Origin of the sequence: Asanoa ferruginea (genome assembly GCF_003387075.1) — a bacterium.
GTDB lineage: Bacteria > Actinomycetota > Actinomycetes > Mycobacteriales > Micromonosporaceae > Asanoa > Asanoa ferruginea.
The window spans coordinates 4,963,254-4,983,107 of the sequence record NZ_QUMQ01000001.1 but is presented as its reverse complement, the minus strand read 5'-3'; the positions used below and the strand labels follow the sequence as shown (position 1 = coordinate 4,983,107).

The window sequence follows — 19,854 nt, the reverse complement described above, 5'->3', positions numbered from 1 at the left end:
GCCATAGGTGCCGGAAATGCGAAGAAGGCGAAGACACGGCGAGGGGCCCACTTTCCGTGGGCCCCTCGCGCTCTGGTCCGTCAGCCGCGACCAGGCCGGCGGCCGTAGAAGCGGCGACCGCTGCCCGTGCCCGAACGGGGGCCACTGCCGATGCCAGCGAGATAGAGCGAGAGCAAGGTCAGACCGATCAACACGAGGGTCTGCCAGTTGAAAAGGTCGGGTGCGCCCAGGTCGGTGTCGAACAGGTCGAGCAGCAGGGCGAAACCGAAGACGATGGCCGCGACGATGGCGAGCATCTCTATCCTCCTGAAAGGGGCTACGCCCGAGGGGTTCGAGCGGTGGCCGGGTCAATACCCAATCGGGTCCGTGGGCAATCTCGATGTTCGATCGGCTACGTTGCGGGCATGGCTGAAGCTCTCGTCGGCCGCGATGCCGTGCTGGCGGCGACGGACGCCCACCCCTACGCGCTGCTCACCACGGGCGGCGGCGAGGGCGTGACCGGCGTCCGGGACGGGTCCACAGTGGTCTGGATCACGCACGCGTCGGTGGTGTGCGCGCTGGGCGACGGCGCGGTGGCGGCCGCGACGGCGGCGCGCCTCGCCACCGAACGGCAGCCCGACGCGCCCCGCTGGTGGCACCTGCCGCGGCTGGCCGGTGCGACGCCGGTCGCCGTGCGGGTGCGCGACGAGTGGGACTTCCGGTGGACCCGGGAGGCTCCGCCGGAGCGGATGGGCGAGGAGCGGGCCGCGCCGGTCGTCGACGATGCCGGCATCACCACGCTGCTCGACCTCGCCTTTCCCGGCACCACCACCCGTCCGGGCGATCCGCGGGTGCGCGCCTGGTGGGCGATCCGCGAAGGTGGCCGGGTGGTCGCCTGCGCCGCCGACCGCAGCCGCGGCGGGGTCGGCTTCCTGTCCGCTATCGCGGTGCATCCGGCCGCGCGCGGGCGCGGGCTGGGTGCGGCACTCACGGCCGCACTGACCCGCCGGCTCATCACGGAGTACGGCATCGCGGCGCTCGGCGTGATGAGCGACAACGTCGTGGCGAACCGGATGTATGAGTCGCTCGGCTACGGGTCGTCGATCCCCCGCACGTCGGTCGGGCTCGCCTAGCCGGGTCTGTCCACGATGGTCAGAGCACCTCGGCGGCCGGCCGCAGGCGGGTCTTCAGCATCTCTTTGGCCCTCGTGGTGTCGAGCACGATCATCGCGGCGCGCGCCATTCCCGACTCGGCGACCGTCGTGGTGCGCAGGCGGCCCGGGTCGAGCCCGTGCACGCGGGCGACCAACTCGCCGAGCTCGGCCCGGCTCAACGGTTCGGGCCCGGCGACGTTGAGCACGCCCGCGTAGTCGCCCGCCGCCAACTCCAACACCGCCGCGGCCAGGTCAGCGACGCCGACCGGGGTGCGGATCTCGTCGCGGAACAACCGCAGGTCGGACTCCGGATCGAGGGCCCTGAGAGACTGCGCCACCTGATTCGACCGGGCATCCGGCCCGATGATCAGGGAGCAGCGGACCACCGCGGCGTCGGGTGCCAGCGCACGGACGGCGGTCTCGGCGGCCGCCTTCGCGGCACCGTAGGCGAAGACCGGGCTCGGGTCGTCGTCGTCTCCGTAAGGCTCCGGCCGTCCACCGTGGACGGCATCGCTGGACAGGTGCACCAGCCGTGCGCCTGTCCTGGCGGCCGCGGCGGCCACGTGCGCCGCGCCGGTGGCGGTTGTCGCCCATTCGGCGTAGGCGTAGGCGACGTTGACCACCATGCGCGGCCGCACCGCGGTGACCAACCGGTCGACCGCGGCGCCGTCGCGCACGTCGAGCCGCTCCCACCGCGCGCCCGGCGCCTCGCCGGGTTCGCGGCGGTAGGTGGCGACCACCGTGGAGCCCGCCGCGACCGCCTGCCGGCACACCTCGCCGCCGAGGTAGCCACTGCCACCGACAACCAGCACCGTCATCGCGCCACCGGCCGTCGTCCGGTCATACCGCCCTCCTGGTCGTTCCGCCGACCCGCCGCTTTCGGGCGGGCTGGCTTCTCCCGTTGGCCCGCCGTTTCCGGCGGGCTGGCGGTCATGGCGTGTGTTCGACCGGCGCCGCGACTCCCGCCGTGCCGACGTTGGCCGGCGACGTCGGCTTGGGCTTGGCGTCGACGCCCGCCTCCTGCCGCTGCTGGCCGGTGATCGGCGTCGGCGCGCCGGTCAGCGGGTCGTAGCCGCCGCGCGTCTTGGGGAACGCGATCACCTCGCGGATCGAGTCGGCGCCGGCGAGCAGCATGCAGACCCTGTCCCAACCGAAAGCGATGCCGCCGTGCGGCGGGGGGCCGTATTTGAAGGCTTCGAGCAGGAAGCCGAACTTGTCGGCCGCCTCGTCGTCGGTGATGCCGAGCAGCGTGAAGACCCGGCGCTGCACGTCGGCCCGGTGGATACGGACGGAGCCGCCGCCGATCTCGTTGCCGTTGCAGACGATGTCGTAGGCGTAGGCCAACGCCCGGTCGGGCGCCTCCTCGAAGCGGTCCATCCACTCGGAGTTGGGCGAGGTGAAGGGGTGGTGCACGGCCGTCCAGCCGCCCTCGTCGTCTTTCTCGAACATCGGCGCGTCGGTGACCCAGCAGAACGCCCACGCGTCGGGGTCGGCCAGGCCGGCCCGCCGGGCGATCTCGATGCGGGCCGCGCCGAGCAACTCCTGCGCCTCGCGCCGTTCGGCGGCCGCCGCGAAGAAGATGGCGTCGCCCGGCTTGGCACCGACCGCGTCGGCGAGCCCGTCGAGGTGCTCCGCGCTCAGGTTCTTGGCGACCGGGCCGCGGGCCTCGCCGGTCTCGGCGTCGAGCACGACATACGCCAGGCCGCGGGCGCCGCGCGCCTTGGCCCAGTCCTGCCAGCCGTCGAGCTCCTTGCGGCTCTGCGCGGCGCCGCCCGGCATCACGACGGCGCCGACATAGCCGCCGGCCGCGATCGCACCCGCGAACACCCGGAACTCGGTGCCGCTCAGGTAGTCGGTCAGCTCGGTCAGCTCGACCCCGTAGCGCAGGTCGGGCTTGTCGGACCCGTAGCGCGCCATCGCGTCGTGCCAGGTGATCCGCGGGATGGGTCGCTCGATCCGGTGACCGGCGAGCTCCTCCCACAGCGCCCCGACGATCGCCTCGCCCAGGTCGATCACGTCGTCCTGGGTGATGAACGACATCTCGATGTCGAGCTGGGTGAACTCGGGCTGCCGGTCGGCGCGGAAGTCTTCGTCGCGGTAGCAGCGCGCGATCTGGTAGTAGCGCTCCATCCCGGCCACCATCAGCAGTTGCTTGAAGAGCTGCGGTGACTGCGGCAGCGCGTACCAACTGCCGGGTTGCAACCGCACCGGCACCAGGAAGTCGCGCGCGCCCTCGGGCGTCGACCGGGTCAGGGTCGGCGTCTCGATCTCGTTGAAGTCGCGCGCGTGCAGCACCTGCCGGGCGATCTGGTTGGCCCGGCTGCGCAGCTTGAGCGCGTTGGCCGGCCCGCTGCGCCGCAGGTCGAGGTAGCGGTGGCGGAGGCGGATGTCGTCGCCCGCGTCGATGTTGTCGTCGACCGGCAGCGGCAGCGGCGCGGCCTCGGAGAGCACCTCGAGCGCCGTCGCGTTGACCTCGACGTCACCGGTCGGCAGCTCGGGATTCTCGTTGCCGGCGGGCCGCCGGGCGACCTCGCCGACCACCTTGACGCAGTATTCGTTGCGCAGGTGGTGGGCGTCTTCCTCGCGGAAGACGACCTGCACCACACCGGAGGCGTCGCGAAGGTCGACGAAGATGACCCCACCATGATCACGGCGGCGGGCCACCCAGCCGGCCAGGGTCACCGCGCTGCCGGCGTCCGTGGCGCGCAGGCTTCCGGCATCATGGGTACGGATCACGGCGGTCGCTCTCCTTGACAATGGGGTACGGCGTTCAGCGCTCGATTCTCGCAGGGCTGGTCGGTCGCGAAAGTTCGCACCCCCCGGCCTGTGGATAAGGTTTGGTGTCCTGAGTTATCCACAGGTCACCAAAATTCGTCGTACATGAGTTCTAAGGTTTTCGCGTGTCCGTCGAACGCTGGTCCGCAGAGAAGGTGCTCTCGCTCGCGCCCGACCAGGGCGCGGCCAAGAGCGGCCGAGGCCTGATCACCGCTGCCCATTGGGCCGGTCAGGGCCGGTTCGACGACATGCTCTGGGGCCTGTGCCGTGGGTCGGGTGCCCGGCCTTATCAGGTCTGTGTCGATCTGACCGGTCCGGCCTACCGGTGCACCTGCCCAAGCCGCAAGATCCCCTGCAAGCACGTGCTGGGCCTGCTGCTCCGCTGGGCCAACGGCGGCGTCCCCGACGAGGCCGAAACACCCGAATGGGCCGTCGAGTGGCAGGCCGACCGGGCCGCCCGGGCCCAGCGGGCCGACGAGCGCGCGACCCGCGCCCCACGCGCCGCCGGCGAGGGCCTGGCCGACCCTGTCGCCGCCGAGCGCCGGGTCAAGCAGCGCGCCGACCGCGTCGAGGCCGGTCTGGTCGAGCTCGACCGCTGGCTGGCCGACCAGATCGAGCAGGGGCTGGCGGCGTCCGAGCAGGCCGGCTACCAGCCGTTCCAGACCATGGCGGCCCGCCTCGTCGACGCGCAGGCGCCGAGCATCGCCGGCGCGGTCCGCCGCCTCGGCTGGGTGATCGGCGTCGGCGCCAACTGGGCCGACCGACTGCTCGGCGAGTTCGCGATGCTGCGTCTCCTGATCGTCGCCCACGGCCGCCTCCCGGCGCTGCCGGCGGGCCTGGCCGCGACGGTCCGGTCCCGGGTCGGCTACCCGGTCGCGGCCGACGACGTGCTGGCCGAGCCCGAGATCCGCGACCGGTGGGAGGTGCTGGGCCGCATCGACACCGCCGACGACCGGCTGACCAGCCGCCGCACCTGGCTGCGCGGCCAAGAGTCCGGCCGGTTCGCGCTGGTCCTGACCTTCGCGCCGGTCGGCCAGACCCTGCCGGCCGACCTCGAGCCCGGCACCGCGGTCGACGCGGGCCTCTGCTTCTACCCCGCGGCGGTGCCCCGGCGCGCTCTGGTCAAGGCCCGCTACGGCGAGCCGGTCCGCACGGGCGACGCCCCGACCGGCGCGCTGCCGGTGCGCGACGCGGTCGCCGAGCACGCCCGCGCGGTCGCCGCCGAGCCCTGGCGCGAGTCCACCCCGATGCTCCTGTCCGACGTCGCACCGACCGAAGACGGCGCCCTGCTCGTCGATCCGGCCGGCGACGCCGTCGCCCTGCACCCCGACGACGACCGCCCCTGGTGGCTGGTGGCGGCGGCAGGCGCCCGCCCGGTCGTGGTCGCCGGCGAATACGGGCACGGCGGCTTCCGACCCCTCGCTGCCTGGCCCGATGGCCGCCACGTCCCGGCGGCTCCCAGCGACCCCCGCGTCGCGCTGGGCGGCCCGCCGGAGCTGCCGGCCGACCTGTTGTCGGCCGCCCTGGTCGGCACGGCTCGACGCCCGTGGTCCGCCGACCACCTCGACCTGGCCGACGGCCAGCGCCTCTCCCTCACGGTCTCCCCCAACCTGCACGACTCCGACCCAGCGACCGCGTCCGAAGAGCTGAGCGCGGGCGCTCGGGCACTGCTCGAAGCGGCCGCGGTGGCGCTCACCTACCGGCGGGCCGGCGAGACACCGCAGGCCGGGCGGCCGACGATCGCACCGGCGCCCGACGAGAGCCGCCCGGTCGTGCCGGAGCCGGCCGCCGAGCGGCTCGACCTCCTGCTCACCGACGGCGCGACCGGCTGGGGCGGCCCGGCACAACGGGCGGTGCTGGGCCAATGGCTGGTCGAGGCGGGCCGGCGCCGCCTGCTCGTCCCACCCGAGACGCTGCCGATCCTGCTCGATCTCGGGCGCCGCGACACCGCACTGCGGCCGGCCCTCGGCGCGGTCGCCGGGCGCCGCGGCCACTGGCTGGCCCAGCGGCAGTCCGACTGGCGCTACTTCCGCGACGTGGGCGGTGAGGTCGTCGACACCGACCCCCACGACTGGCTGACGGGCACCCCGGGCGAGCGACTCGCCTACCTGGTGGCGCTGCGGTCCACCGACCCCGCCAAGGGTCTGGAGTTGCTGACGGAGGCGTTCGACGGCGAGCCCCCGCACGATCGCGTCGTGCTGCTCGGCGCCCTCGAAACCGGTCTGGCCCTGCGCGACGAGACGCTGATCGAGCACGCGCTCGACGACCGGCGGCGCGAGATCCGGCAGGTCGCGGCCGACCTGCTCCGCAAGCTCCCAGGCTCCGCGCTGGGCCGCCGGATGGCCGAGCGCACCGCCGCGAGCGTCCACTTCGCCGACGGCGGCCTGACGGTCACCGCGCCGGCGAGCATCGACGCCACGATGCTCCGCGACGACGTCGACCCGTCACCGCCCCGCGGCGTCGGCCTCGGCTCCTGGCTGCTCGAAGAGATCGTCTCGGCCACGCCGCTGGCGTTCTGGTCCACGCTCACCGGCCGCGACCCGGCCGGCGTGCTCGCGCTGCCGGTCGCCGACGGATGGCAACCCGTCCTGCTCCGCGGGCTGGCCCGGGCCACCGCGGCACAGCGCGACCCGGCGTGGGCGGCCGCCCTTCTCGACCTCGTCGACAGCGGCTCGGCAGCATCGGCCGACGACGGCCTCGGCGAGCGACTGACGTGGCCGCTGCTCGAGGTGCTCCCAGGTGGCGAACGCGGGCGCCGGGTCGCGGCCGCGCTGCGCCGCGACACCGCCGCCGGCATCCGGCTGCTGCACTTCTGCGCCGACGACTGGTCCGACGAGCTGGCGTCGGCGGCGCTGCGCGCGATGGCCGTGCTGGCGCCCGACAACGCCTGGCAGCTCTCCGAGCTGTGTCGACTCGCGATGCCGGCCATGCCGACGTCGTTCGTCGGCCGCGTCGAGGCGCTCGTCCGGTCCCTCGACGGCCTGCCCGAGGGCCGCCGCTCAGCCCGCTACCTCGCCCAGCTCGCCGCCGTGCTCGGCTTCCGCCACGACATGATCGAGGAGTTCGCATGACCGCCCTGCGCCCGCACGCGGAACAGTTCTACGCGGAAGAGCTGTCCGCGCTGGCCGCCGACGACGACCGCTCCCGCCCGCCGGGCTGGCGGCTGTCGCCGCAGGCGGTGGTCACCTACCTGCTGGGCGACGGCGGGAAGATCTCCCCTAAATACGTCGGCTCCCGCCGGCTGATGGAGGTCGCGGTCGCCACCCTCGCCACCGACCGGGCGCTGCTCCTGCTCGGCGTGCCCGGCACGGCCAAGACCTGGGTCTCCGAGCACCTCGCGGCGGCCATCTCGGGCGACTCGACGCTGCTGGTCCAGGGCACGGCTGGCACGCCGGAAGAGGCGATCCGCTACGGCTGGAACTACGCGCGGCTGCTCTCCGAGGGCCCGTCGCCGGCAGCGCTGGTCCCGAGCCCGGTGCTGCGCGCGATGGAAACCGGCGCGATCGCCCGCGTCGAAGAGCTCACCCGGGTCCCGTCCGACGTCCAGGACGCCCTGATCACCATCCTGTCCGAGAAGACGCTGCCGGTTCCGGAGCTCAACACCGAGGTCCAGGCCCAACGCGGCTTCAACGTCATCGCGACGGCCAACGACCGCGACCGCGGCGTCAACGAGCTGTCCAGCGCGCTCCGGCGCCGGTTCAACACCGTCGTCCTCCCGGTGCCCGCGACGGTCGACGAAGAGGTCGACATCGTCACCCGGCGCGTGGCCCAACTCGGCCGCTCCCTCGAGCTGCCCGAGACGACCACCGCCCTCGAAGAGATCCGCCGCGTCGTGACGGTCTTCCGCGAGCTGCGCGGCGGCCAGACCGACGACGGCCGCACCAAGCTCAAGTCTCCTACCGGCACCATGTCGACGGCGGAGGCCATCTCGGTGGTCACCAACGGCATCGCGCTCGCGGCCCACTTCGGCGACGGCGTCCTGCGCGCGGGCGACATCGCCTCCGGCATCCTCGGCGCGGTGGTCAAGGACCCGGTCTCCGACCGCGTGGTGTGGCGCGAATACCTGGAGACCGTCGTCCGCGAGCGCCCCGGCTGGGCCGACTTCTACCGTGCCGCCCGCGATGCCTGAGCGCTACTACGGCATCCGCCACCACGGGCCCGGCTCCGCCCGTGCGGTGATCCGCGCGCTGGAAGAGCAGCGCCCCGACATCCTCCTGGTCGAAGGGCCACCCGAGGCCGACGAACTGATCCCCTGGATGGCCGACGACCGCCTACAGCCCCCGGTCGCGCTGCTGGGCTACGCCGCCGACAACCCGCGCCGCGCCGCCTTCTGGCCGTTCGCGGTTTTCTCGCCGGAATGGCAGGCAATCCGCTGGGCCGTGGCCAACAACGTCCCGGTCCGCTTCTTCGACCTACCTTTCGCCCACCGCCTGACCTCGCGCAAACCCAGCACCGACCCACCGCCCGAAACACCCGGCGCCGAACCCACGCCGCAAGGACCCGGCGCCGAACCGGCGCCGCAAGGGCCTGACGCCGCGCCGGGGGCAGAGCCGGCGCCCGACGAGACCGACCCCTTCGACCTGGCCGACGATGACGGTCCGGCGCCGGGTCCGCCGGAGCCGGTGCTGCGGCCGGTCGACCCGATCGGTGAGTTGGCGGCGGCGGCCGGCTACGACGACCCTGAGCGCTGGTGGGAAGACGTCGTCGAGCACCGCCGGGCACCGGCCTTCGAGGCCATCGAAGAGGCGATGACCGAAGTCCGGAGCGGCGCTCTCGAAGACCCCTACGACCTCTTGCGCGAGGCACACATGCGCACGGTGCTGCGTCAGGAGCGCCGCAGCCACAACGAGATCGTCGTCGTGTGCGGCGCGTGGCACGTGCCCGCGCTGCGGGCGAAGTTCACCGCCGCCCACGACGCCGCCCTGCTCAAGGGTGGCCGGCGCCGGGGGAAGGTGCGGTTCACCTGGGTGCCGTGGACCTACGGGCGGCTGGCGTCGTGGCAGGGCTACGGGGCGGGCGTCAACTCACCGGGCTGGTACCACCACCTCTTCACCACCACCGACGAGGTCGTCCCGCGCTGGCTGGTCGCCGCCGCCGGCGTGCTGCGCGACGAGGGCGTCGACACGTCCTCAGCGCACGTGATCGAGGCGACCCGGCTGGCCGAGGCGCTCGCCACGATGCGCGGGCGGCCGCTGGCCGGCCTGGCCGAGGTCACCGACGCGGCTGCGGCCGTGCTCTGTGAGGGCGACGACCTTCGTCTGCAGTTGATCGGCCGGCGGCTGGTCGTCGGCGAGCGGCTCGGCGAGGTTCCCGACGGGGTGCCGACCGTCCCGCTGGCCCGCGACCTCGAGGCCCGCCAGCGGGCCGCGCGGCTCAAGCCGTCGGCGCTCGACCGGGCGCTCGATCTCGACCTGCGGAAGGACACCGACCTGGCGCGCAGCCATCTGCTGCACCAACTGCGGTGCCTCGACGTGCCGTGGGGCGAGCCCGACGAACGACGCGGCAGCACCGGCACGTTCCGCGAGGAGTGGTCGCTGCGCTGGCAGCCGGAGTTCTCGATCCGGCTGGTCGAGGCCAGCGGCTACGGCACCACGGTGGTCGCCGCGGCCACCGCCCAGGTCACCGCCGCGGTCGCCAAGGCCACGACGCTCGCCGAGGTCACCGCTCAGTTGGAGACGTGCCTGCTCGCCGACCTTCCCGCGGCACGACCCGCGGTCCTCCGCGCGCTCGACGCCCGCGCCGCGGAAGACGCCGACGTGACCCACCTGATGGCCGCGATCCCCGCGCTGGCTCGCACGGTCCGCTACGGCGACGTGCGGCGCTCCGATGTGGCCGCGGTGGCCGCCGTGGTCCGCGGCCTGTTGGCCCGGGTTTACGCCGCCCTGCCACCGGCCGCCTCCGCGCTGTCCGACGAGGCCGCCACCGCGCTCCGCGACCACATCGACGCCGTCCACACCGCCGTCGCCCTGCTCGGCGACGAGGCCGAACGCACGCGCTGGCTCGACACCCTCACGGCCATCGCAGTGCGTGACGACCTGCACGGCCTGCTGGCGGGCCGCCTCACCCGCCTGCTGCACGACGCCGGCCGGCTGAGCGCCGAGGAGGCCGGCCGACTGCTCGGCCGGGCCCTGACCGCCGGCGTTCCGGCCGCGACCGGTGGGGCGTGGGTCGAGGGTTTCCTCGCCGGCGGCGGCCTGCTCCTGATGCACGACGACGCCCTGCTGTCCCTGGTCGACGACTGGCTGGCGGCGATCCCGCCGGACGCCTTCACCGAAATACTCCCCCTGCTCCGCCGCACGTTCGGCACCTTCGCGACCGGCGAGCGCCGCGGCATCGGCGAACGCGTGGCCGGCGGCGCCACCGCCACCCGCACCACGACGGCCGTCCTCGACCGGGAGACGGCCGACCTCTCCCTCCCGACCTTGAGCGCCCTGCTGGGCAGGCAGATCCAAGGAGGAGCGCGCCATGAGCGTTGACGACGAACGCCGGCGGCGCTGGCGATTGGCGCTCGGCGAGCCGGCCGACGAGTCGCTCGGCCAGCCCAACGGGCGCGACGCCGCCATGGACGCCGCGATGGCGGCGCTCTACGACCGCGGGCCCGGAGGTGAGGGCGGCGGCGAGACCGACGGCAAGAGTCGCGGCGGCAACCTGGCCGCCTCGGCGCCCCGGGTGGCGCGCTGGCTCGGCGACATCCGCGAATACTTCCCGCAGAGCGTCGTCCGGGTGATGCAGACCGACGCGATCGAGCGGCTCAACCTGACCCGGCTGCTGCTCGAGCCCGAGATGCTGTCCGCCGTCGAGCCCGACGTCCACCTCGTCGGCACGCTGCTCTCGCTCAACTCGGTGATGCCCGACAAAACCCGCGACCTGGCCCGCCAGGTGGTCCGCAAAGTGGTCGACGACCTGGAGAAACGGGTCGCGCAGAAGGCCCGCGCCGCGGTCACCGGCGCGCTCAACCGGGCCAGCCGGATCGAACGACCCCGCCACGGCGACATCGACTGGAACCGCACGATCCGCGCCAACCTGCGGCACTACCAGCCCGAATACCGCACGATCGTGCCGGAACGCATGATCGGGTACGGGCGTCGCGGCAACGCCGTGCAACGCGACGTGATCCTCTGCGTCGACCAGTCCGGGTCGATGGCGTCGTCGGTCGTCTACTCCGGGGTGTTCGCCGCCGTGCTCGCCTCGCTGCACACGCTCAAGACGTCGCTGGTCGTCTTCGACACCTCGGTGGTCGACCTGACCGAGCACCTGCACGATCCCGTCGAGGTGCTGTTCGGCACGCAACTCGGCGGCGGCACCGACATCAACCGGGCCATCGCCTACAGCCAGCGGCTCGTCACCCGGCCCCGGGAAACCATCTTCGTGCTGGTCAGCGACCTTTACGAGGGCGGCGTCCGGGCCGAGATGCTCAAGCGGGTCGGCGACCTGGTCGGCGCCGGGGTGCAGGTGGTGGCGCTGCTGGCGCTCTCCGACGACGGGGCGCCGAGCTACGACCACGACAACGCGGCCGCGCTCGCGTCGCTCGGTGTGCCCGCGTTCGCCTGCACGCCAGACGTTTTCCCGGAACTGATGGCCGCCGCGATTCAGCGGCACGACCTGCGCGCATTCGCGGAACGGGAGGCGACACGGGGCGCACATGGAAGCTGAACAACCGTCACGATCGGTGCTACTGTCCGTGCCATCTGGGTAGCCGCCTCGGGCTCAGCGGGCTGCCCTTCCGGCGCACGCGGAATGGGGGTCTGATGGGCGCCTTCGACGCCACACCGAAGCCGCTACCACCGGCGGAGCTCAAAGAGACGGTCGACGCCCTGCGCGAAGCGGTGGCCGCCGCGACGGCGACGGTCTCCACCTCCGACGGTGCGGTCGAGGTCACCGCCGGCCCCGGCAACGCGATCGTCGGGCTGGGCTTCGGCCGGGCCGCCTACCGCTACACCCCGGAGCGGCTCGGCGCGCTGGTGGTCGAGACGGCCCGCCACGCGAGCGCCGAAGCGACCGGCACGATGACCGAGACGATCCGCACCAGCCGGCGCAGCCGGGCCGAGCTGCCCGATCCCCTCGGCCGCGGCGGGTTGCCCGGCTCCGAGCGGTCGAAGCTCGATCACGTGCCGTCCAACGGTGCCGTCGACAGCGACGGCCGGCGCACCGACGAGGTGCTGCGCCGGGTCGGCGAGGAATCACCCCGACAGCCGCAGGGGTACGCCCAACTGCGCGCCGAGCTCACCGGCCTGACCGCGACCGCGCGCTCCGACGACGGCGGCGTGGCCGCGCAGGTGCGCGCGGGCGGCGAGCTGATGTCGGTGCACATCGGCACAGACCAATACCAACACGACCCGGCGACGCTGGCCGGCATCGTGCACACCACCGTGATGACCGCGACCGCGCGGGCCGCCATGTTGATGGCCGAGCGGGTGCAGCAGCTCACCGGCCAGCGCCCCGGCACCCGGTCGCGCACTGTCAGACACCAGGACCGGCCCGCCGAGCCGGACGACCAGCACCCGAGCTGAGCTTGGCCCCCACCGATGACGCGAAGCCTGAGCGGGTAGTCGCCCGCCGCGTCCGCTCGCGGTTGCCCACGACCGCCGCGGTGCTGGCGGCGATCAGCATCACCCTGGCGGCACTGCTGCTCGTCTTCGCGGTCCTCGTCGGCACCGGCGTCGACGCCGGACCAGCCCTCGCGATCGGCGCGGCAATCGGAATCGTCGCGGGAACGACGTTCTACCTCATCTGGCGCCGCCGCGCCCCGCAACGCCGCCGCACACGCTGACCCCATACGCGTGCCGAACCCGGCGACCCCGCGCACGGAATGAGGACCAGCAGGAGGCCGACTTCGACGACCGCTTGCGCAGAACGCGGACCGACCAGTAGGCCGAACCCGGAGACCTCCCGCGCAGAACGAGGACCAGCCAGCAGGCCGAACCCGACGACCTCCCCCGCAGAGCGCGGGCCAGCCGCGAGGCCGAGCCCGGGCGACCGCCCGCGGAGCGCGGACCGGCCAGGAGTCAGCGGCCGACGTGGGCCAGATACCGGTCCGCGGACCGGCGGACGCGGTCCTTCGCCCCGCCGGCCACGACCCGACCCCACCAACCGCCGTACACCGTGTCATAGGGTAGTGGGTCCACAAGGGACACTGCTCGGACGATGGTGTCGGGGTGCTCCGGGATCAGGTTGGGGTAGCTGTACATGAAGCTCACCCAGCGCCGGTCCATGACGACCGTGAAGATGTCGCCGGTGCAGAGGGCGCCCTTGCCGTCGATGCCCGGCCAGTGCAGGACGGTGCCGCCCGGGAAGTGGATGCCGCAGTTGACCAGTGTGCGATCGGGCAGGATCTCGCGCTGGTCGCCCGACCACAGCACGACGTTGCCCGACCGCGGCACCCAGCTCGCGTCGGCCTCGTGCACGTAGATGGGTATGTCGCCGAACGCCCGGCTCCACTCCACCATCGAGCCGTAGAAGTGTGGGTGGGAAAGGGCGATCGCGGCCAGGCCGCCTTGGGCGCGCACCGCCGCGACCGTCTCGTCGTCCACATAGGGCACGCAGTCGAACATCACGTTGCCGCCCGGGCCGGGCACGATCAGGGCTCGCTGTCCAATGCCGACACTCGGCTCGACGCCGATGCCCCACAGGCCGCGCGACTCCTCGCGGACCACGCCCCGATGGCCCTCGGCGTGCAGTTCGGTGATCGACACCCACCGCTGGCCGCCCCAGCCCACGTACTGCCGCTCATCCGCGCATACCGGACAGACCATGCGGCTGGCGTCGGGTTCACGCTGAACGCCACAGGTGCGGCAGATCGGATGGTGACGGTCCATTTCTCGAAGCGTACGACCTGATCTAGGACTGATCGACGGAGGGCGTCTTGCGCGTGCCGTGCGCGTCGCGGCGTAACTGGTGCGTAACGTTCTGGTGGCACGATCGCGGCTCGCGGTGCGGTCGTTCGTACCCGTGGAGGTGAGCCTTGTTTCTGAGCCAGCACGAGCAAGAACGCCTGCTCATCCACGTCGCCGCCGATGTGGCGCACAAGCGGCGGGAGCGCGGGTTGCGGCTCAACTACCCGGAGGCGACCGCGGTCATCACCGCCTTCCTGCTGGAGGGCGCGCGCGACGGCCGAACTGTGGCCGAACTGATGTCTGCGGGGCGCGGGGTGCTCGGCCGCGACGACGTCATGGAGGGCGTGCCGGAGATGTTGGCCGAGGTCCAGGTCGAGGCGACGTTCCCCGACGGCACGAAGCTGGTCACCGTCCACGAACCGATCCCATGATTCCCGGCGAGATCGTGTTCGGCGATGGCCCGATCGAAATCAACGCGGGCCGGCCGGTGCTGACCGTCACCGTCCGCAACACCGGCGACCGGCCGGTGCAGGTCGGCTCGCACTACCACTTCGCTGAGGCCAATCCCGCGCTCGACTTCGACCGCCGGGCCGCCTGGGGGCATCGCCTCGCCGTGCCGGCCGGCACCGCCATGCGCTTCGAGCCCGGCATCGATCGCGACGTCGACCTCGTGCCGCTGGCCGGCCATCGGGTGGTGCCCGGGCTCCGCGGCGAGTGCGCCGGCAAGCTCGACCCGGCCGGAGGTGCCGACCAGTGAGCATGGTGGACCGGCGGCGCTACGCCGCGCTCTACGGCCCGACCACCGGAGACCGCATCCGGCTCGCCGACACCGACCTGTTCATCGAGGTCGAGGAGGACCGCTGCTCGCACGGCGACGAGGCGGTCTTCGGCGGCGGCAAGGTGATCCGCGAGTCGATGGGCCAGTCGGCGGTCAGCCGGGGCAACGGCACCGTCGACACGATCATCACCGGCGCCGTCGTGCTCGACCACTGGGGCATCGTCAAGGCCGACGTCGGCATCCGCGACGGGCGGATCGTCGCGCTCGGCAAGGCCGGCAACCCCGACACGATGGACGGCGTCCACCCCGACCTGGTGATCGGGCCGTGCACCGAGGTGATCGCCGGCAACGGGAAGATCCTGACGGCCGGCGCGGTCGACAGCCACGTACACCTGATCTGCCCTCAGGTCATCTCCACCGCGCTGGCCAGCGGCGTGACCACCGTGATCGGCGGCGGCACCGGGCCCGCCGAGGGCAGCAAGGCGACGACCGTGACGCCCAGCCCGTGGCATCTCGCGCGGATGCTCGAGGCGATCGACCCGTGGCCGGTCAACGTGTTGCTGCTCGGCAAGGGCAACACCACGAGCGAAGAGGCCATGTGGGAGCAACTGCGCGGCGGTGCGGGTGGCTTCAAACTTCATGAGGACTGGGGTACGACGCCCGCCGTGATCGACGCCTGCCTGCGGGTGGCCGACGCCAGCGGGGTGCAGGTCGCGATCCACACCGACACGCTCAACGAGGCCGGGTTCGTCGAGGACACCTTGCGGGCCATCGGCGGCCGGTCGATCCACGCCTATCACACCGAGGGTGCCGGCGGCGGGCACGCACCCGACATCATCACCGTCGCCGGGCAGCCCAACGTGTTGCCGTCGTCGACCAACCCGACCCGCCCCTACACGCGCAACACGCTCGACGAGCACCTCGACATGCTGATGGTCTGCCACCACCTCAACCCGACGGTGCCGGAAGACCTGGCGTTCGCGGAGAGCCGGATCCGGCCGAGCACGATGGCGGCCGAAGACGTGCTGCACGACCTGGGCGCGATCTCCATCATCGGTTCCGACTCGCAGGCGATGGGCCGGATCGGCGAGGTCATCCTGCGCACCTGGCAGACCGCCCACGTGATGAAACTCCGGCGCGGTTCGCTCCCCGGCCCGGCCGACAACCTCCGGGCGCGGCGCTACATCGCGAAATACACCATCTGCCCGGCGGTGGCACACGGCATCGACGCCGAGATCGGCTCGGTCGAGCCCGGCAAGCTCGCCGACCTGGTGCTGTGGGACCCGGCCTTCTTCGGCGTACGCCCGCACCTGGTGCTCAAAGGCGGCATGATCGCCTGGGCCCAGATGGGCGACTCGAACGCGTCGATCCCGACCCCACAGCCGGTGCTGCCAAGACCGATGTTCGGCGCGTACGGCGTCGTGCCCGCCCAGACCAGCGTCGCCTTCGTGGCACCGGCGGCGATCGACGCCCTGCTCGGCGATCGGCTGCCGGTCAGTCGCCGGATGGTGCCGGTCGCCGACACCCGCGCGATCGGCAAGGCCGACCTGCCCCTGAACGACGCCCTGCCGCGCATCGAGGTCGAGCCCGACACGTTCACGGTCCGCATCAACGGTGAGGTAGTCGCGCCTGAGCCTGCGGTCGACCTGCCAATGACCCAGCGCTACTTCCTTTTCTGATGTCACTGTCCACGTTGCTGGTCCTCGCCGACGGCCGCCTCCCGTCGGGCGCCCACGCCCATTCGGGCGGCGTCGAGGCCGCGGTGGCCGCCGGCCGCGTGCGCGACCTGCACACGCTGGAAGCGTTCCTCCTCGGTCGCACCGCCACGACCGGCGTGGTTTCGGCGGCTTTCGCCGCCGCCACCTGCTACGCCCTCACCCGGGCCGGAGGCGATGGCGACGATCCGTGTTGGGATCGGGTGCGCGCACTGGACGACGGCCTCGACGTCCGCACCGCGTCGCCGGCCCTTCGGGCCGCCTCGCGGGCGCAGGGACGCGCCCTGCTGCGAGCCGCGGCCCGGATCTGGCCCGACGCCGTGCGGGCGACCGACCCGGCCGTCGCTTCGCCCGCCGCCGTCGACAGAGCCCCCTCGCTGGCCACCACCCGCGCAGACGCCGAAATCGCTCGGCTGGCCAACTCCGCCGCCGCGCCATACGAAAGCACCCCCTCGCCAAGCGACACCCGCACGGACGACGCCCGCGCCACGCGGCCGGCCGCCGCCGGCGTGCCAGGACCGCCCGCGCAACGCGTCGGGCTCGGCCCGCGCGGTGCCCGGCGCAACGTCAGCGCCGCCAGGAGCCGGCTTCCCGCGGGCGTTCACCATCCGACGGCGATCGGGATCGCGGCCGCTGCCTCCGGGCTGGGCCCGCAGGAGGCCGGCCTCATCGCCGTCTACGGTGGACTGACCGGAGCCGCTTCGGCGGCCGTGCGGCTGCTCGGCCTCGACCCCTACGCGGTGCATGGGCTGGTTGCCGCCCTGGCCCAGGAATGCGACCGGGTCGCGGCCGATGCCGTGCTGCGGGTCGACGATCCGGTGGACGACCTGCCCGCCGGGTCCGCTCTTCTGCTCGACGTCGACGCCGAGCAGCACGCCACCTGGGAGGTGCGTCTCTTTGCGTCCTGACAACGGTCGTGCGGTGCGGATCGGGATCGGTGGGCCCGTAGGGTCCGGCAAGACCGCGCTCGTCGCCGCGCTCTGCCGGTCGCTCGCCGCCGAACTGCGGCTCGCGGTCGTGACCAACGACATCTACACCACCGAAGACGCCGACTTCCTGCGGCGGGCGGGGGTGCTGCCCGACGAGCGGATCCGCGCCGTCGAGACCGGGTGCTGCCCGCACACCGCCATCCGCGACGACATCAGCGCCAACCTCGACGCCGTCGAAGACCTGGAGGAGCGGTTCGGCGACCTCGACCTCGTGCTGGTCGAGAGCGGCGGCGACAACCTCACCGCCACGTTCAGCAAGGGCCTGATCGACCATCAGATCTTCGTGATCGACGTCGCCGGCGGTGACAAGGTGCCGCGCAAGGGCGGGCCCGGCGTGACCACCGCCGACCTGCTGGTCATCAACAAGACCGACCTCGCCACGCTGGTCGGCGCGGACCTGGGGGTGATGGCCCGCGACTCCGCGGCGCGCCGCGGCGACCTGCCGACCGTGTTCCTCTCGCTGGTGGGAGACCCGGGCGCGACAGCCGTCGCGGGCTGGGTCCGCGACCGCGTGACAGCCGGGCCGACGGCGGCCAGCAGCGTCACCGCGCCGGCCAATCACCACCACCACGGGTCAGAGCCCGGGGACAGTGCGGGCTGAGGCACGGCTGGTCGCCGAGGCCGACGGGCGGGGCGGCACGCGGCTGTCCACGATGTACGGCGAACCACCCCTGCTCCCCCGCCGCACCGGGCACCGCCAGACGACCCACGCCGAGGTGCACCTGGTCGGTGGTGCGGCCGGCCCGCTCGGCGGCGACGACCTGCGGGTCGACGTCGAGGTGCGGCCGGGCGCCCGGCTCGTCGTGCGTACGGTCGCCGCTTCCCTGGCCCAGCCGAGCCACCCGAGCGCGCCGAGCACGCTCACTGTCACGGTGAGCGTCGGCGCCAACGGCGCGCTGGCCTGGCTGCCCGAGGCGACCATCGCCGTCAGAGGGTGCGACCACCGCACCCGCTCCATCGTGGACCTCGCCGATGGTGCCGAGTTGTTGTGGCGGGAGGAGATCGTCGCCGGGCGGCACGGGGAACGGTCCGGTGACCTGGCGACGGCGACGACGGTGCGCTACGCCGGTCGTACCCTTTTGCGCCACGATCTGGCCATTGGACCTCGCGCCAAGGGCTGGGACGGCCCCGCGGTCATCGGCGCCCGGACCGCGGGGACCCTGTTAATCGTCGGTCCGGACGCGCCCCGGCAACCCGCGACGATCACCCCCACGGCAGCGGTCATGCCCCTCGCCCACGGCCCGGCCGCCCTGGTCAGCGCCACCGGCGAAAACGCCCGCGAGGTGCTCGATAGGAGCGCCGCTAACACATGGGCTCATGATCCGGATGCGAAAACCGGCAATTGCCGCGAAAACTGAGGCTCGCGTCTACGTTCGGTGGGTGTGAGCGGTCGCGTGGGGCGGTCGTTCACCGGAGGGAGTCTCGTAATGGCGATCAGCGACAGGTTCGGCGACGCCGCCGACCAGGCGAAAGAAAAGCTCGCCGACAAGGACGAGCGCGACCGGCGCATCGACCAGGCCGGCGACGCGATCGACGCCAAGACCGACGGCAAGATTGCCGAGAAGGTCGACCGCGCCCAGAACGCCGCCCGCCAGGGTGGCGACCGCGCCCAGAACGCCGCGCGTCAGGGCGGCGAGCGGGCTCAGGGCGCCGCGCGCAAGGGTGGCGACCGCGCTCAGAACAACCGCAACAACAACAGCAACAGCGGCAACAACAGCAACCGCAACAACAACCGCTAATTCACAGCGGTTTCAGCTCCCCGGAGGGCACACCGGGAACGAGCAGACCGGCGGGTCGGGCGCTTGGGGGCGCCCGGCCCGCCGTGCGCTCAGCGACGGCGGGCGCCCAGGCCCGGCACGGGCCAAGACCACGGTGGGCCCCCGGCGCGGCCGGGACGTCGTGCTCAGCGGCGATGGGCGCCCAGCCCCGGCACGGCCAGGACCACGGTGGGAACCCCGGCGGCCGGGACGTCGTGCTCAGCGGCGATGGGCGCCCAGCCCCGGCACGGCCACGACCACGGTGGGAACCCCGGCGGCCGGGACGTCGTGCTCAGCGGCGATAGGCGCCCAGGCCCGGCACGGCCAGGACCACAGTGGGAACCCCGACGGCCGGGACGTCGTGCTCAGCGGCGATGGGCGCCCGGGCCGGGCGCGGCCAGCACGTCGCGGGGGTTGTCGATCTCGTGCCCGGCCGAGCAGCGCAGCACCGCTCGCACCTCGGCGCCGCAGCCGCGGTGCACGGTGGACAAGGGCGAACCCTCCGGGTCGGCCAGGTAGCGGTCGCCCCACTCCAGCACCGCGACGATCACCGGCCACAGGTCGAGGCCCATCTGGGTCAGCCGGTATTCGTGCCGGACCCGTGCGCCCGGATCCTGGTAGGGCTCCTTGCGCAGGACACCGGCGTCGACCATCATCGCGAGCCGGTTGGTCAGCACCTGGCGCGGGATGTTGGTGCGCACCCGCATGTCGTCGAAGCGCCGGATGCCGTTGGCGATCTCGCGCAGCACGACGAAGGTCCAGCGCTCGCCGAGGATCTCCATCGCCCGGCCCACCGTGCAGTTGTCGACGGACCAGTCGAGCGCTTCCGGACGCGTACCCATGACGTTCACCCTAAGTCTCGTTGACAGACCCAG

The 19,854-nt window shown here is 73.0% G+C and carries 19 protein-coding genes; 14 read left to right on the top strand and 5 right to left on the bottom strand.

The features are described 5' to 3' along the window. Positions 1 to 80: 80 nt before the first annotated feature. Positions 81 to 296 carry a hypothetical protein gene (locus tag DFJ67_RS23465; protein ID WP_116069974.1) on the bottom strand — a complete coding sequence of 72 codons (216 nt, stop codon included), beginning with the start codon at positions 294 to 296 and terminating at the stop codon, positions 81 to 83. A 108-nt stretch (positions 297 to 404) separates the two neighbouring features. On the opposite strand from DFJ67_RS23465, the gene DFJ67_RS23460 reads away from it, so the two are divergent. Next, positions 405 to 1,112, top strand: coding sequence for a GNAT family N-acetyltransferase (locus DFJ67_RS23460; RefSeq protein WP_116069973.1), 708 nt, complete (start codon positions 405 to 407; stop codon positions 1,110 to 1,112). Between the two features lie 19 nt (positions 1,113 to 1,131). On the opposite strand, the gene DFJ67_RS23455 is transcribed toward DFJ67_RS23460, so the two are convergent. Next, a complete protein-coding gene (locus DFJ67_RS23455; RefSeq protein WP_116069972.1) occupies positions 1,132 to 1,950 on the bottom strand; it encodes a sugar nucleotide-binding protein in 819 nt (272 codons plus the stop codon). A gap of 112 nt (positions 1,951 to 2,062) precedes the next feature. Next, positions 2,063 to 3,868, bottom strand: a complete 1,806-nt coding sequence (gene aspS, locus DFJ67_RS23450; RefSeq protein WP_116069971.1) for an aspartate--tRNA ligase — start codon at positions 3,866 to 3,868, stop codon at positions 2,063 to 2,065. A 164-nt stretch (positions 3,869 to 4,032) separates the two neighbouring features. Here aspS and DFJ67_RS23445 point away from each other — a divergent pair, with 164 nt between their 5' ends. From DFJ67_RS23445 to DFJ67_RS23420, 6 genes are all read left to right on the top strand, one after another. After that, the gene (locus DFJ67_RS23445; protein WP_116069970.1) at positions 4,033 to 6,978 is read left to right on the top strand and encodes an SWIM zinc finger family protein; all 2,946 of its coding nucleotides are present in this window, start codon (positions 4,033 to 4,035) and stop codon (positions 6,976 to 6,978) included. Then, positions 6,975 to 8,036, top strand: coding sequence for an ATP-binding protein (locus DFJ67_RS23440; protein ID WP_116069969.1), 1,062 nt, complete (start codon positions 6,975 to 6,977; stop codon positions 8,034 to 8,036). The genes DFJ67_RS23445 and DFJ67_RS23440 overlap by 4 nt, the downstream gene beginning before the upstream one ends. Beyond that, positions 8,029 to 10,383 carry a DUF5682 family protein gene (locus DFJ67_RS23435; RefSeq protein ID WP_116076584.1) on the top strand — a complete coding sequence of 785 codons (2,355 nt, stop codon included), beginning with the start codon at positions 8,029 to 8,031 and terminating at the stop codon, positions 10,381 to 10,383. The genes DFJ67_RS23440 and DFJ67_RS23435 overlap by 8 nt, the downstream gene beginning before the upstream one ends. Then, positions 10,373 to 11,560 carry a VWA domain-containing protein gene (locus DFJ67_RS23430; protein WP_116069968.1) on the top strand — a complete coding sequence of 396 codons (1,188 nt, stop codon included), beginning with the start codon at positions 10,373 to 10,375 and terminating at the stop codon, positions 11,558 to 11,560. Before DFJ67_RS23435 ends, DFJ67_RS23430 begins: the two co-directional genes overlap by 11 nt. A 95-nt stretch (positions 11,561 to 11,655) precedes the next feature. Next, the gene (locus DFJ67_RS23425; protein ID WP_116069967.1) at positions 11,656 to 12,417 is read left to right on the top strand and encodes a YbaB/EbfC family nucleoid-associated protein; all 762 of its coding nucleotides are present in this window, start codon (positions 11,656 to 11,658) and stop codon (positions 12,415 to 12,417) included. Positions 12,418 to 12,419: 2 nt separating this feature from the next. Then, positions 12,420 to 12,677, top strand: a complete 258-nt coding sequence (locus DFJ67_RS23420; protein WP_116069966.1) for a hypothetical protein — start codon at positions 12,420 to 12,422, stop codon at positions 12,675 to 12,677. Positions 12,678 to 12,912: 235 nt separating this feature from the next. Here the strand turns inward: DFJ67_RS23420 and DFJ67_RS23415 are convergent, their stop codons facing one another. Next, on the bottom strand, positions 12,913 to 13,722 hold the full coding sequence (locus DFJ67_RS23415; protein ID WP_116069965.1) for an MBL fold metallo-hydrolase: 810 nt from the start codon (positions 13,720 to 13,722) through the stop codon (positions 12,913 to 12,915). A gap of 146 nt (positions 13,723 to 13,868) precedes the next feature. Between DFJ67_RS23415 and DFJ67_RS23410 the strand changes: the two genes are divergently transcribed. From DFJ67_RS23410 to DFJ67_RS43355, 7 genes are all read left to right on the top strand, one after another. Next, the gene (locus DFJ67_RS23410) at positions 13,869 to 14,171 is read left to right on the top strand and encodes an urease subunit gamma (RefSeq protein WP_116069964.1); all 303 of its coding nucleotides are present in this window, start codon (positions 13,869 to 13,871) and stop codon (positions 14,169 to 14,171) included. Next, positions 14,168 to 14,497, top strand: a complete 330-nt coding sequence (locus tag DFJ67_RS23405) for an urease subunit beta (protein WP_116069963.1) — start codon at positions 14,168 to 14,170, stop codon at positions 14,495 to 14,497. Before DFJ67_RS23410 ends, DFJ67_RS23405 begins: the two co-directional genes overlap by 4 nt. After that, positions 14,494 to 16,197: an urease subunit alpha gene (locus DFJ67_RS23400; protein WP_116069962.1), complete on the top strand. Its 1,704-nt coding sequence runs from the start codon at positions 14,494 to 14,496 to the stop codon at positions 16,195 to 16,197. Before DFJ67_RS23405 ends, DFJ67_RS23400 begins: the two co-directional genes overlap by 4 nt. After that, on the top strand, positions 16,197 to 17,141 hold the full coding sequence (locus DFJ67_RS23395) for an urease accessory protein UreF (protein WP_116069961.1): 945 nt from the start codon (positions 16,197 to 16,199) through the stop codon (positions 17,139 to 17,141). The genes DFJ67_RS23400 and DFJ67_RS23395 overlap by 1 nt, the downstream gene beginning before the upstream one ends. Then, entirely contained in the window at positions 17,131 to 17,823 is a 693-nt protein-coding gene (gene ureG / locus DFJ67_RS23390) for an urease accessory protein UreG (RefSeq protein WP_239097620.1), read from the top strand. Before DFJ67_RS23395 ends, ureG begins: the two co-directional genes overlap by 11 nt. After that, positions 17,813 to 18,580: an urease accessory protein UreD gene (locus DFJ67_RS23385; RefSeq protein WP_116069959.1), complete on the top strand. Its 768-nt coding sequence runs from the start codon at positions 17,813 to 17,815 to the stop codon at positions 18,578 to 18,580. The genes ureG and DFJ67_RS23385 overlap by 11 nt, the downstream gene beginning before the upstream one ends. 69 nt (positions 18,581 to 18,649) lie before the next feature. Continuing rightward, entirely contained in the window at positions 18,650 to 18,961 is a 312-nt protein-coding gene (locus DFJ67_RS43355; protein ID WP_203784421.1) for an Rv0909 family putative TA system antitoxin, read from the top strand. A gap of 383 nt (positions 18,962 to 19,344) precedes the next feature. Here DFJ67_RS43355 and DFJ67_RS23375 read toward each other — a convergent pair whose 3' ends face one another. Further along, positions 19,345 to 19,821 carry a winged helix-turn-helix transcriptional regulator gene (locus DFJ67_RS23375; protein WP_116069958.1) on the bottom strand — a complete coding sequence of 159 codons (477 nt, stop codon included), beginning with the start codon at positions 19,819 to 19,821 and terminating at the stop codon, positions 19,345 to 19,347. Positions 19,822 to 19,854 lie beyond the last annotated feature (33 nt).

Bases quoted from the DNA above. Each gene is read 5' to 3' on its own strand.
- DFJ67_RS23440 (WP_116069969.1), top strand. From the start codon at position 6,975: ATGACCGCCCTGCGCCCGCACGCGGAACAGTTCTACGCGGAAGAGCTG.
- DFJ67_RS23460 (WP_116069973.1), top strand. From the start codon at position 405: ATGGCTGAAGCTCTCGTCGGCCGCGATGCCGTGCTGGCGGCGACGGAC.
- DFJ67_RS23415 (WP_116069965.1), bottom strand. From the start codon at position 13,722: ATGGACCGTCACCATCCGATCTGCCGCACCTGTGGCGTTCAGCGTGAA.
- DFJ67_RS23395 (WP_116069961.1), top strand. From the start codon at position 16,197: ATGTCACTGTCCACGTTGCTGGTCCTCGCCGACGGCCGCCTCCCGTCG.
- DFJ67_RS23465 (WP_116069974.1), bottom strand. From the start codon at position 296: ATGCTCGCCATCGTCGCGGCCATCGTCTTCGGTTTCGCCCTGCTGCTC.
- DFJ67_RS23455 (WP_116069972.1), bottom strand. From the start codon at position 1,950: ATGACGGTGCTGGTTGTCGGTGGCAGTGGCTACCTCGGCGGCGAGGTG.
- DFJ67_RS43355 (WP_203784421.1), top strand. From the start codon at position 18,650: ATGGCGATCAGCGACAGGTTCGGCGACGCCGCCGACCAGGCGAAAGAA.
- DFJ67_RS23375 (WP_116069958.1), bottom strand. From the start codon at position 19,821: ATGGGTACGCGTCCGGAAGCGCTCGACTGGTCCGTCGACAACTGCACG.
- DFJ67_RS23405 (WP_116069963.1), top strand. From the start codon at position 14,168: ATGATTCCCGGCGAGATCGTGTTCGGCGATGGCCCGATCGAAATCAAC.
- DFJ67_RS23435 (WP_116076584.1), top strand. From the start codon at position 8,029: ATGCCTGAGCGCTACTACGGCATCCGCCACCACGGGCCCGGCTCCGCC.
- DFJ67_RS23430 (WP_116069968.1), top strand. From the start codon at position 10,373: ATGAGCGTTGACGACGAACGCCGGCGGCGCTGGCGATTGGCGCTCGGC.
- DFJ67_RS23425 (WP_116069967.1), top strand. From the start codon at position 11,656: ATGGGCGCCTTCGACGCCACACCGAAGCCGCTACCACCGGCGGAGCTC.